The 11,976-nt window shown below is 69.7% G+C and carries 10 protein-coding genes; 2 read left to right on the top strand and 8 right to left on the bottom strand.

Features of this window, described 5'->3' with window-relative positions; genetic code table 11:
- Positions 1–237 precede the first annotated feature (237 nt).
- Both ACWA7K_RS06725 and moaA read left to right on the top strand, forming a co-directional pair.
- Positions 238–840, top strand: a complete 603-nt coding sequence (locus ACWA7K_RS06725; protein ID WP_456210404.1) for a C40 family peptidase — start codon at positions 238–240, stop codon at positions 838–840.
- Positions 841–925: 85 nt separating this feature from the next.
- A complete protein-coding gene (moaA, locus tag ACWA7K_RS06720) occupies positions 926–2,074 on the top strand; it encodes a GTP 3',8-cyclase MoaA (RefSeq protein WP_456166891.1) in 1,149 nt (382 codons plus the stop codon).
- A 1-nt stretch (position 2,075) separates the two neighbouring features.
- Here moaA and ispF read toward each other — a convergent pair whose 3' ends face one another.
- The 8 genes from ispF to ACWA7K_RS06680 all read right to left on the bottom strand — a co-directional run bounded on the left by ispF (position 2,076) and on the right by ACWA7K_RS06680 (position 11,972).
- Positions 2,076–2,567 carry a 2-C-methyl-D-erythritol 2,4-cyclodiphosphate synthase gene (gene ispF / locus ACWA7K_RS06715; RefSeq protein ID WP_456166889.1) on the bottom strand — a complete coding sequence of 164 codons (492 nt, stop codon included), beginning with the start codon at positions 2,565–2,567 and terminating at the stop codon, positions 2,076–2,078.
- 54 nt (positions 2,568–2,621) lie between these two features.
- Positions 2,622–3,758, bottom strand: a complete 1,137-nt coding sequence (locus tag ACWA7K_RS06710; RefSeq protein ID WP_456166888.1) for an NAD-dependent epimerase/dehydratase family protein — start codon at positions 3,756–3,758, stop codon at positions 2,622–2,624.
- Between the two features lie 409 nt (positions 3,759–4,167).
- On the bottom strand, positions 4,168–4,887 hold the full coding sequence (gene ispD / locus ACWA7K_RS06705) for a 2-C-methyl-D-erythritol 4-phosphate cytidylyltransferase (protein WP_456166886.1): 720 nt from the start codon (positions 4,885–4,887) through the stop codon (positions 4,168–4,170).
- Positions 4,888–4,903: 16 nt separating this feature from the next.
- Entirely contained in the window at positions 4,904–6,196 is a 1,293-nt protein-coding gene (locus ACWA7K_RS06700; protein ID WP_456166884.1) for a DUF3422 family protein, read from the bottom strand.
- A 51-nt stretch (positions 6,197–6,247) separates the two neighbouring features.
- On the bottom strand, positions 6,248–7,879 hold the full coding sequence (locus ACWA7K_RS06695; protein ID WP_456166882.1) for an MFS transporter: 1,632 nt from the start codon (positions 7,877–7,879) through the stop codon (positions 6,248–6,250).
- Positions 7,880–7,988: 109 nt separating this feature from the next.
- On the bottom strand, positions 7,989–9,503 hold the full coding sequence (locus tag ACWA7K_RS06690) for a tripartite tricarboxylate transporter permease (RefSeq protein ID WP_456166880.1): 1,515 nt from the start codon (positions 9,501–9,503) through the stop codon (positions 7,989–7,991).
- Positions 9,504–9,516: 13 nt separating this feature from the next.
- Complete coding sequence (locus ACWA7K_RS06685) at positions 9,517–9,993, bottom strand: tripartite tricarboxylate transporter TctB family protein (protein ID WP_456166879.1); 477 nt, start codon at positions 9,991–9,993, stop codon at positions 9,517–9,519.
- Positions 9,994–10,100: 107 nt separating this feature from the next.
- Positions 10,101–11,972 carry a GspE/PulE family protein gene (locus tag ACWA7K_RS06680; protein WP_456166877.1) on the bottom strand — a complete coding sequence of 624 codons (1,872 nt, stop codon included), beginning with the start codon at positions 11,970–11,972 and terminating at the stop codon, positions 10,101–10,103.
- Positions 11,973–11,976 lie beyond the last annotated feature (4 nt).

Below are 11,976 nucleotides of genomic sequence, written 5' to 3'. Positions count from 1 at the left end.
GGTGCAGGCCCGACGTGAGGCAGAGAATTTGCCTAGCACCGATGCCTTCACCCTGTCAAGGAAGTACCCGTCCATCCCCCCCGAACGGTTGACAGTGAACGAGGCGGTACCTATGCTCGCCCGACGTTTTTCACGTTCAACCCAGTGTTTCAATCCCGCAACATCTCGCGCATCCTGCTGGCCGGCCTTCTGGTCGGGTCCGCCGTGTCTGCGTGGTCGGCCCCTGCCGACGGGAACGTGAATGGATCGGGCGTCGGCACGATCACCGCGCCGATCTCCCAGATGGCCACCAGCGGCGCCGATTCGGTCGCCCGCTTCCTGCAGGACTCCGGCGTGCTGGCCAACAGCGAAGGCGGCGGTCAGCTGATCCAGCAGGTGCGCGGCGTCGCCACGGACCTGGTCGTGTCGGCCATGCAGTTCCTGGGCGTCCCCTACAAGCGCGGCGGCACGACCGAGAACGGCTTCGACTGCAGCGGCTTCACGCGGCATGTCTTCGAGAACAGCCTCGGCCTGATCCTGCCGCGTCGTTCGCGCGATCAGGCCCAGAGCCCGAGCCTGTTGCCGATCCGCAAGGAAGAGCTCCGACCGGGCGACCTCGTGTTCTTCAACACGATGCGCAGCGCCTTCTCGCACGTCGGCATCTACGTCGGCGACGGCAAGTTCATCCACGCACCGCGGACCGGCAGTTCAGTCCGGGTCGAGGACATGCGCGAGGCCTACTGGACCAAGCGCTTCAACGGCGCCCGCCGCGCCCCAGGCGCCGCATCGCTGGGTTCCGTCGGCGAAGCCGGCACCGCGCCGAACCTGCGCGCGGAACTGCCGGGCGACAAGCTCCAATAAGGATCACCGGCGCGCCCCGAGCGTGCCCGGGCTCCGGACTAGCCCCGACTGTCGACGGGTGGCCCCCGAAGGCCACAATCGCCGCATGTCCGAGCGCAACATCATCGCCATCACGCCGATCACCGCCACGCCCGCCTCGGGCCTGCGGATGCCCAGACCCGCCACCGGCAGCGTCGCCGGTCTGGCCAGCTGGCAGGACGGCCTCGGTCGTCCCTTGCGCGACCTGCGCATCTCGGTCACCGACCGGTGCAACTTCCGCTGCAGCTACTGCATGCCCAAGGAGGTGTTCGACAAGAACTACGCCTTCCTGCCGCAGAGCCAGTTGCTCAGCTTCGAGGAGATGGCGCGTGTCGCGCGCATCCTCGTCGACCACGGGGTGCAGAAGATCCGGCTGACCGGCGGCGAGCCGCTGCTGCGCAAGAACCTGGAACGCCTGGTCGAGATGCTCGCCATGCTTCGCACGCCCGAGGGGCGGCCGGTCGACCTGACCTTGACGACCAACGGCTCGCTGCTGGCCCGCAAGGCCCGCAGCTTGCGCGACGCCGGCCTGCAGCGTGTCACGGTCAGCCTCGACGCGATGGACGACGCGATCTTCCGCCGCATGAACGACGTCGATTTCCCGGTGGCCGATGTGCTCGATGGCATCGCGGCGGCCGAGGCTGCAGGCCTGGGTCCGATCAAGGTCAACATGGTCGTCAAGCGCGGCACCAATGACCAGGAAGCGCTGCCGATGGCGCGCCACTTCCGCGAACACCACGGCGGCCGGGTCGTGCTGCGCTTCATCGAGTTCATGGACGTCGGCGCGACCAACGGCTGGCGCATGGACGAGGTGGTGCCTTCGGCCGAGCTTCGACAGCGACTCGCCGCAGCCTTCCCGATGCACGCGCTGTCCGCCGCCCAACCCGGCGAGACCGCCGAACGCTGGGGTTATGACGACGGACGCGGCGAGATCGGCTTCATCTCCAGCGTCACCCAGGCTTTCTGCGGCGACTGCAACCGCCTGCGCCTGTCGACCGAAGGCCAGCTCTACCTGTGCCTGTTCTCCGGCCAGGGGCATGACCTGCGCAGCCTCTTGCGTGACCCGGCGAGGCTGGACGACACGGCCATCGCCGACGCCATCGGCGCCCTTTGGCAAGGCCGGCGCGACCGCTACTCCGAGCTGCGCGCGCAGATGCCGGCAGCGCCGGCCGACAGCCCGCGCCGCCGGGTCGAGATGAGCTACATCGGCGGCTGACTCAGCCCTGCACCAGCAGGCAGACGGCGCGGGCCTCGATGGCCTCGCCGCGACCGACCGGGCCCATCCGTTCGGCCGTCTTGGCCTTCACGTTGACCCGCTGGACCTCGATGCCGAGCGCGGACGCGATCCGTTCGCGCATGGCCTCGATGTGCGGCGCCATGCGAGGCGCCTGCGCCACGATGGTGCTGTCGACGTTGACCAGCAGCCAGCCTGCCGCACGGACCGATGCCATTGCCTCGGTCAGCAGCCGGTGCGAATCGGCCCCCGCCAAGCGCGGATCGGTGTCGGGGAAGTGCTTGCCGATGTCGCCCAGTCCGGCCGCGCCGAGCACGGCGTCGGTGATCGCGTGCAGCAGCGCATCGGCATCGGAATGACCCAGAAGCCCTCGGTCATGCGGGATCTTCACGCCACCCAGCCAGAGCGCACGTCCGGGCACCAGGGCATGGGTGTCCCAGCCCTCGCCCACTCGGAGCATCGAAAGGTTCGTCATGCAAGGGATTGTCGGTCCAGCCGGTCACCGACCGATCCGCGCGGCGCTCCGGCCTCAGAGCACGCGCAAGCCTGGCGCTTCGGCGCTGCGAGGCTGGCGGGCGAGCGGCGCACGCGCCGGCAGCCATTGCACCGCGAGCGGGTCCTCGAACACGGCGGCCCGGCGCAGCGCCGATGTGCTGCGCGCCGGATCCATCCCGTGATAAGCGAGATACCAGTGCACGAAGCGTTGCACGCCCTCGGCCAGCGGCATGGTCACGCGCTGTTCGCCCAGGAAATCGCCACCGTGCACCGACTGGGCGCCGTCATCGAGCCCTGCGGCGGCCCGTGCGGCCTCCTCGGGCGTGTCGGCACCCGCGACCGGCATGACCTTGTGGTCGCCGGCGCGACCCAGCGCGACCTCGAGGGCCGCGATGAAGTCGAGCAGCCGGACGGGATCGTGGCTGCCGATGTTCAGCACCCGGGCCGGCGCCTCGCCGGGCTGCAGTCCCGGTTCGGACTGTTCGGTCCGGCGCAACGCCCGTTCGATGCCGCCGACGATGTCGTCGACATAGGTCAGGCCATGACCGATCTCGCCCTCACGGGGATAGACCGGCAGCGGCTCGCCGGTCATCAGGCCACGGGTGAGTTCGTGATAGCCGATGTCGGGACGACCCCAAGGGCCGTAGACCGTGAAGAAGCGCAGCCCCGTCGTCGCGACGCCATGCAGGCGGCTGTAGGCCCGTGCCAGCGTCTCGCCGACGCGCTTGTCGGATCGGCAATCCGAAACACCGACGGTGTTGACGCTGCGGGCGCGACGTTCACAGTCGATGTCCGAACTGCTGGCGTAGACGAGGTGCGGGACCCCGTGCTGACGGCAGCCTTCCAGCACGTTCACGAAGCCCGACAGATGGACCCGCACGGGACCACGCCCCTCGCGCTCGGCGCCGCCTTGCTGGGTCGCCAGGTGGACCACGACGTCGAACTGGCCGGACTGGAAGCAGTTGTCGACTGCAGGCCGGTCGGCGATGTCGAGACGGGCGAAACGGAACCGCGGATGCGACTGGATCCGGGCCAGCCGCGCATAGGTCAGCGCGACGTCGAAGGGATCATCCAGCGCGTCGACACCGACGACCTCGTCGCCATGCGCGAGCAGCGTGCTCGCGACATGCATGCCGATGAAGCCGGCCACACCGGTGATCAGGACCCTCACGAATACCCCTTGACGCGTCGATCGATCCAGATGGACCTGACCTGGACCCGTGCGTGCCGCTCACTGCAGCAGCTGGCTCCGGACCGGATTCGACTGGTCCACCATTATGAGCAGATGAGGCTGAACGGAAAATGGCATCAATTCCCATTTGTCAAGATCAGTGCGCGACACACGCGGCTCCGATCGTGAAAAACGTGACGAAATTCTGCATCAATTGTGCGAGTTTGTGTCAGTAATGCCAGATTCAGTGGGTGAAATCGACCAAATCCAGGACTTTGCGACTGTTCAGACCCGGTCCATGACCACGTCAGCGGTCGACACGGGGCACCCGGCCAGCCACCGGACGTGACAAATCTGACACTTCAGCCACAACCACTGTAGGTCGACCACCGGTTTGCGCCACCCGCATTCAAGGGGGTGGGACGAGGCCGTCGCGCCCACGCAGGGCCGGCAGGAGCCATTCGGCCAGCGCGAAATCGCCCGGCCAGGTCACCTTGACGTTGCAGAGGTGACCGGGCACCAGCCGGGGTGACAGGCCGATCGCCTCGATCGCGCTGGCCTCGTCGGTCACCGCCGAGCCCGCCCGCCCCAGCGCGTCGGCCAGGACGCCGAGCCGGAACATCTGCGGCGTCTGGGCAGCCCACTTGCCCTGCCGGTCGACGGTGGCGATCGACCGGTCGTCGGCCGCCTGCTTGAGCGTGTCGGCAACCGGCAGCGCCAGCAGGCCGCCGACCGGATCGAGCCGGCAGGCGTCGATCAGCGCATCGACCCAGGACGGCTGGATCAGGCACCGCGCCGCATCGTGCACCAGCACCCAGTCGTCGGGCGACGCGCCGCGCGAGAGCAAGGCCTGCAGTCCGGCGGAGACGCTGTCGGCGCGGCTGGCGCCACCGGTGCGCACGGCCCAGTCGGCCGGGTGATCGGGGACGGCGGACTCGAACCGGTCGTCGTCGGGCGACAGCACGACCATCACGCCGTCCAGCCGGTCGACCGCCGCGAGCGCTGCCAGCGTGTGCGCGACCACCGCCCGGCCGGCGACCGGGTGGTATTGCTTCGGACCGCCGACGCCGGCCCGGCTGCCGATGCCGGCACAGGGGACGACCGCGTAGAGCCGGGGCGACGGACACATGCCGGGTTGCATGGGTTCAGCCACCCGACACCGACGACAGGATGCGGCGGTGCAGGCGCCGCACGCCCCACCAGACCGCCAGCGCGATCAGCGGCACCGCAGCGGCCGTCAGCAGGTCCGGTGCGACCGGCAGGTTGGCGGCCTTGGCGCCCTTGGCGAGATAACCGACCAGCCCGGCGCCGTAATAGGTGATGGCCGCGACCGACAGGCCCTCGACCGCGCTCTGCAGCAGCAGCTGGGCTTCCTGGCGCTTGTTCATCGCGTCCAGCAGCGCCTGGCTGCTGCGCTGCTGTTCGACCTCGACGCGGGTTCGCAGCAGGTTGCTGGCGCGCGAGATGCGCTCGGACAGCGCCTGCAGCCGGCGCGCGGCCGCCGAGCAGGTCTGCATCGCCGGCAGCAGTCGCCGGTCCATGAACTCGCCCAGCGTCTGCAGGCCCGACAGGCGCTGCTCGCGCAGTTCGGCGATGCGGCGCTGGACGAGATCCCAGTAGGCCGTCGTCGCCGAGAAACGCGAATGGGTGCGGGCGTAGAGGCCCTCGACCTTCGCCGCCTGCTCGCTCAGACGGCGCAGCAGTTCGGGTTCCTCGGACCGGTGGGCCGTGCGGATCGCCTCGGCGACCTCGGCCAGCTCGCGTTCGGCGCTGGTCAGCGTGGCGCCGACCTCGCGCGCGGCCGGCAGGCCCAGCAGCGCCATCATCCGGTAGGTCTCGATCTCGATGGCGCGCTGCACGGCCCGGCCCAGCCGGCGCGGGTTCATCTTGTCGACCACCACCAGCCAGCGCGCGAAGCCGTCGGCATGCAGGTGGAAGTCGGTGTAGATCTCGGCCTGGCCGTCCATCACCCGGCTGGCCACCAGCGTGTCGTCGGCCAGGCTGGCACGCACCAGCGCCGGCACGCCGTCGTCGTTGATCGCCAGCCCGGCACGCGGCAGCACCAGCACGTGCATGCCGATCAGCCATTGCCCCGGCAAGGCGTGCAGCCAGTCATGCGGCACCTCGGCCAGCGCGATGCGGTCGAAGCCCGTCGGCGGTTCGGTCAGCTGCTTGATGAAGCTGGCGGTGTGGAACTCGGCATGGCGTTCCCAGCGCAGCCGCAGCGGCCCCAGCTCGACGCTCAGGTGGCTGGCCTCGGCCCCGACCTGCGGCAGGTGACGCCGGCGCAGCAGCTCGTTGAGGTGCTCGCGGGCCTGGCTGACCTCCTGGCCGACCCAGCCGATGTGGGTCAGCGCCAGCGGCGCATGCAGACGCTCCTGCGGTCGTGCATGGACCTCGTTGTGCAGCGCCTCGCGCCAGGGGTGCATCGTGTGCATGGGGGGTTCTCCTGGGCGCGGATTATCAGAGCCGGCGGTTGCAGGCCGTGATCAGGATCGCGTGGCGGCGCTGCGGCCCAGGTCCTCGGCCAGGTAGCGGGTGACGCGCGGCAGCGACGGCCCGATGTGGAAGGCCAGCCGCCGCTCGCGCAGGCCGATGTCGGCGGCGGTGAAACGCTCCATGCGGCGCAGGTGCTCGGTCCAGTTCTCGTCGACGAAGTACTCGATGTAGCGACCGGGCTGCGCGGTGTCGCGGAACAGCCCCCAGGACAGCGCGCCCTGGCGCATCCGCGCCAGCCGGGTCTGCTGCATGACCGCACCGAATTCCTCGGCCCGCGCCGGGTCGACCAGGTACTCGACCGTCACCATCACCGGCCCCTGTTCGGGCTCGAAATCGAAGGCGGGATCCGGCACCGCCTGTGCCGGCACGGGGCTCAGGTCCTCGCCGTGTTCACCCTCCAGCCGCAGGTGCCGGGTGGCCAGCAGCGCGACCAGTCCGGCGGCCGATGCCGTCAGCAGCGCCGTGCGGATGTCGAAGCGCCCGGCCACCTGGCCCCACAGCGCGGCACCCGCCGCCGAACCGCCCATCAGCGCCATCTGGTAGACCGCCATGCCACGCGCGCGAACCCAGTTCGGCAAGGCCATCTGGGCCGACATCGTCATCGTGTTGGCGGTGCTGATCCAGGCCACGCCGGCCACCACCAGCGCGAGGGATGCGATCCACAGCGCCGGCGCCCAGGCCACCACGACGGTGACGGCCGCGACGACCAGCGTGCCGACCCGCGCGATGGTGTCGTGGCGGACGCGCTCGCGCAGCTGCGGCACGGTCAGCGCGGCGACCACCGCGCCCACGCCCATCGACGAGACCAGCAGCGTGAAGGACCCGGCTGTGCCGCCGAGCTTGCGCGCCACCAGCGGCAGCAGCGCGGTCAGTGCCGTGCTCTGCAGGAAGAACAGGAAGACCCGCACCAGCACCGCCTTCATGCGCGGGCTCTGCATCACGTGCTGCAGGCCGACCCGCATCGCGCCGACGAAGCGCTCGCCGGGCAAGGCACTGATGCGCGGCGGGCTGCGCCAGCGCAGCACCTGCACGAAGGCCGCCAGCGACAGCAGCGCGTTGACCACGAACACCGCCGCGCTGCCGGCTGCCGCCAGCAAGGCACCGGCGATGACCGGCCCGATCACGCGCGAGATGTTCATCGCCAGCGCCTGCAAGGCCAGCGCCGGTGACAGCCGCTCGCGCGGCACGATCTCCGGCACGATCGCGGCGAACACCGGCCAGCGCATCGCCAGGCCGATGCCGTTGGCAAAGGTCAGCGCCAGCAGCAGATGGGCGTCGAGCGCGTCGGCCAGACTCAAGGTGGCCAGCAGCACCGCGACGCTCGCGACCCACAGCTGCGTGCCGGCAAACCAGCGCCGGCGGTCGACGATGTCGGCCAGCGCGCCGCTGGGCAGGCCGAGCAGGAACACCGGCAGGGTCGACGCGGCCGAGACCAGCGCGACCATCACGGCGCTCTCGGTCAGCTGGGTCATCAGCCAGGCCGCCGCGACGTCGTTCATCCACATCGTCAGGTTGGCGGCCAGCCAGGCCAGCCACAACATGCGGAAGACCGGCAGGCGCAGCGCCTGCAGGGTCGGCGGCATGCGATCCAGCCAGCTGGGTGCGGCGGTCGGAAGGGTCATCGGGCCAGGCTCCGTGAAAGGAAGAAGGGCCTCACCAGCGGTGAGGCCCTCCCGGGTCAGACGGCGATTCTGCCGAGCGCGGCGCCAGGGCACCGCACCCGGTGCAGCGTCAGTCCTCTTCCTGGAACGCTTCCTCGCGCTTGGCGCGGATCGACGGCAGCATCACCACCACGATCATCAGCGCGGCGGCGATCAGCAGGCCGGCCGACAGCGGGCGGGTCAGGAAGGTGCCCCACTCGCCACGCGACAGCAGCAGCGCGCGGCGCAGGTTCTCTTCCATCATCGGGCCCAGGATGAAGCCCAGCAGCAGCGGGGCGGGTTCGCAGCCCAGCTTGTAGAAGACGTAGCCGACCAGCGCGAACAGGGCTCCCGCGAACACGTCGAAGTTGTTGTTGTTCAGCGTGTAGAGGCCGATCGAGCAGAACACGACGATGGCCGGGAACAGGAAGCGGTAGGGCACCGTCAGCAGCTTGATCCAGATGCCGATCAGCGGCAGGTTCAGGATCACCAGCATCGCGTTGCCGACCCACATCGAGGCGATCAGGCCCCAGAACAGCTCGGGGTTGCTGGTCATGACCTGCGGGCCGGGCTGGATGCCCTTGATCGTCATCGCGCCGACCATCAGCGCCATCACCGCGTTGGGCGGGATGCCCAGGGTCAGCATTGGGATGAAGCTGGTCTGCGCACCGGCGTTGTTGGCCGATTCCGGACCGGCAACGCCGCGGATGTTGCCCTGGCCGAACGGCACCTCGCCGGCACGGCCGCGGGTCTTCTTCTCGACCGTGTACGCGGCGAACGAGGCCAGCAGTGCACCACCACCGGGCAGCACGCCCAGGATCGAGCCCAGCGCGGTGCCGCGCAGCACGGCGGGGGTCGCATCCTTGAAGTCCTGCAGCGTCGGCCACAGGCCCTTGACGTCCTTGGTGAAGACCTCGCGGTGCTCGGCCGGACGGCCCAGGTTGGTGATGATCTCGCCGAAGCCGAACACGCCCATCGCGATCGTGACGAAGCCGATGCCGTCGGTCAGCTCGGGGATGTCGAAGCTGAAGCGCGGCACGCCCGAGATCACGTCGGTGTTGATCTGGCCGAGCAGCAGGCCGAGGATGATCATCGAGATGGCCTTGAGCAGCGAGCCCGAGGCCAGCACGACGGCACCGATCAGGCCCAGCACCATCAGGCTGAAGTACTCGGCCGGGCCGAACTTGAAGGCCAGTTCGGTCAGCGGCGGCGCGAAGGCCGCGATGATGATGGTGCCGACGCAGCCGGCGAAGAACGAGCCCAGGCCGGCGGCAGCCAGCGCCGCACCGGCGCGACCGCGACGGGCCATCTGGTAGCCGTCCAGCGCGGTGACGACCGACGAGGCCTCACCGGGCACATTGATCAGGATCGCGGTGGTCGAGCCGCCGTACTGGGCGCCGTAGTAGATGCCGGCCAGCATGATCAGCGCGGGCGTGGCGTCGAGCGAGTAGATCGACGGCAGCAGCATCGCGATGGTGGCGACCGGGCCGAGGCCGGGCAGCACGCCGATCAGGGTGCCGAGCACGGCGCCACCGAAGGCGTAGGCCAGGTTGATCCAGGTGAACGCGACGCCGAAGCCGAGCGAGAGGTTGTGCAGCAGTTCCATGACGGGTCTCTCCTCAGGCGCCGGCCGCAGCGGCAAAGATCGTCGGCCAGACCGGGATCGTCAGGCTCAGGCCCTTGACGAACACGACCCACGACATGGCGGTCAGGATGGTGGCGTTCAGCAGCGCATCCTTCCAGTGGAACTCGTCACCGGCCAGCGACACGATGAACACGAGCAGCGGCAGCGTGATGACCATGCCCAGGCGCGGCAGGGCGACGCCGAAGATGACCAGCGCCAGGATCATGATGATCAGCGGGCGCCAGGCCCACGGACCGATGCGGTCGCCGTCCTCCGTCTCGATGGTCATCGCGCCGAACAGCACGAAGGCGCCCAGGATGGCCATGAGCACGCCCAGGCCGAAGGGGAAGTAGGCCGGACCGGGGCGGGCCGAGCTGCCGAAGCTGTAGTTCAGCGAGCCCCACGCGAATGCGATGCCCACCACGATGAACATCAGCCCGGACCAGAAATCCTTCTGGCTCTTGATTTGCATGAACGAGTCTCCTCTAGTTGGAATCCAGATGCCAAGCGATTCTAGGAACCGCCCTTGCACCCCCCGGTGTGGATTCCACTTAGCGGAGAACGCTGGACAACGCCGCGTCAGGCGTCCCATGCCGGCGTCGAGCGCAGCACCTCTTCCATCGTGGTGTGGCCGGCCGCGACCTGGCGCAGCCCGGCCAGGCGCAGCGGCAGCAACCCTTCGCGCAGCGACTGGCGGCGGATGCGGGTCAGGTCGGGTTGTTCCTGCACCACCGCACGCAGCTCCGGCGACAGCAGCATCAGCTCGAACAGGCCGCGTCGACCGCGGTAGCCGGTCTGCCGGCAGGCCTCGCAGCCGATCGGCTTCTGCGGCCGGAACGGCGCACCCTCCTCGCCCACCGTCAGGCCCGGCATGGCCGCCTGCAGCAGGGCGGGCGTGACCGCCGTGTCGCTCTGCCGGCAGGCCATGCACAGCTGTCGCACCAGCCGCTGGGCCAGCACGCCGATCACGGTGGCGTTGAGCAGGTAGGCCGGCACACCCAGGTCGAGCAGCCGGGTGATGGCGCTGGCCGCGTCGTTGGTGTGCAAGGTGCTGAAGACGAGGTGGCCGGTCAGAGCGGCCTGCACGGCCATCTCGGCGGTCTCGAGATCGCGGATCTCGCCGACCATGATGATGTCCGGGTCCTGCCGCATCAGCGTGCGCACGCAGGCCGCGAAGTCGAGGTCCAGCCCGGGCTGCACCTGGGTCTGGTTGAACGAGGGCTCGATCATCTCGATCGGATCCTCGACCGTGCAGACGTTGACCTCGTCGGTCGCCAGGCCCTTGAGCGTCGCGTACAGCGTGGTCGTCTTGCCACTGCCGGTCGGGCCGGTGACCAGGATGATCCCGTGCGGCTGGCCGACCAGCTGCTGCCAGCGCTGCGCGTCCGGTGCCGCGAAGCCCAGCGCCTCGACCGGCTGCACCGCCGTCTCGGGGTCGAAGATGCGCATCACCAGCTTCTCGCCGAAGGCCGTCGGCAAGGTCGACAGCCGCATCTCGATCTCATCGCCACGCGGGCTGCGGGTCTTGATGCGGCCGTCCTGGGCGCGCCGTCGCTCGACCACGTCCATGCGGCCGAGCAGCTTGATGCGCGCGGTCACCGCCGACATCACCGTCGACGGCAGGTGGTAGACGGTGTGCAGCACGCCGTCGATGCGCAGCCGGATCACGCCCTGGTCGCGCCGGGGCTCGACGTGGATGTCCGATGCGCGCTGCTCGAAGGCGTAGTTCCACAACCAGTCGACCAGCTGCACGACGCCCTGGTCGTTGGCATCGAGCGGCTTGGACGAGCCCATGTCGACCAGCTGCTCGAAGCTGGCGATGGCGCTGATCTCGCCGCTCTTCTGGGCGTTGCGGACCGAGCGCGCGACGCTGTAGAAGTCGCTCGTGTAGCGGGTGATGTCGCCCGGGTTGGCCAGCACCAGCCGGACGGTCTTGCGGGTGTGCGCCGCGATCTCGGGCACCCAGTCGACCTCCAGCGGCTCGCAGGTCGCCACCGTGACCTCCTGCGGTCCGACCTGCACCGGCAGGATGCGGCGCTTCTCGGCATAGCCGGCCGACATGACCTCGGTGACACGCGCCACGTCGACCTTCAGCGGATCGATGCGCAGGTAGGGCAGGCTCATGCGATGAGCCAGCCAGCGGGTCAGCGCCTCGACGTCCAGTGCCTCGCCGTTGCGGGCATGACGCAGGCCGGCGCCAGCCAGCCGGACCAGCGGATGCAGGCTGCTGCTGCCGGTCAGGCGCTGGGCCAGCGTGGCGGCCTCGGCGGCGCTGACCACGCCGTCCTCCAGCAGCCAGCCGACCAGCTGGCGCCAGGTCAGCGGGCCGCCGGCCGGGCGGCTCGTCTCGCTGGACGAGGCCAGGTGGACCCGTCGCGCCGGCGGGCGGCCGTCGGTCCCGGCGCCCGGACCCGGCCCCTTGCCGGAACCGCCATCGCGTGAGGTGGTCATCGCG

This window comes from Leptothrix mechoopdaensis (SeqCode) (assembly GCF_053893855.1).
This window is presented reverse-complemented; position numbering and strand designations above follow the sequence as displayed.

What these genes read in the sequence shown, in the direction of transcription:
- moaA (WP_456166891.1), top strand. Translation starts at nt 926, where the DNA reads ATGTCCGAGCGCAACATCATCGCCATCACGCCGATCACCGCCACGCCC.
- ispF (WP_456166889.1), bottom strand. Translation starts at nt 2,567, where the DNA reads ATGACGAACCTTTCGATGCTCCGAGTGGGCGAGGGCTGGGACACCCAT.
- ispD (WP_456166886.1), bottom strand. Translation starts at nt 4,887, where the DNA reads ATGTGTCCGTCGCCCCGGCTCTACGCGGTCGTCCCCTGTGCCGGCATC.
- ACWA7K_RS06700 (WP_456166884.1), bottom strand. Translation starts at nt 6,196, where the DNA reads ATGCACACGATGCACCCCTGGCGCGAGGCGCTGCACAACGAGGTCCAT.
- ACWA7K_RS06695 (WP_456166882.1), bottom strand. Translation starts at nt 7,879, where the DNA reads ATGACCCTTCCGACCGCCGCACCCAGCTGGCTGGATCGCATGCCGCCG.
- ACWA7K_RS06690 (WP_456166880.1), bottom strand. Translation starts at nt 9,503, where the DNA reads ATGGAACTGCTGCACAACCTCTCGCTCGGCTTCGGCGTCGCGTTCACC.
- ACWA7K_RS06685 (WP_456166879.1), bottom strand. Translation starts at nt 9,993, where the DNA reads ATGCAAATCAAGAGCCAGAAGGATTTCTGGTCCGGGCTGATGTTCATC.
- ACWA7K_RS06680 (WP_456166877.1), bottom strand. Translation starts at nt 11,972, where the DNA reads ATGACCACCTCACGCGATGGCGGTTCCGGCAAGGGGCCGGGTCCGGGC.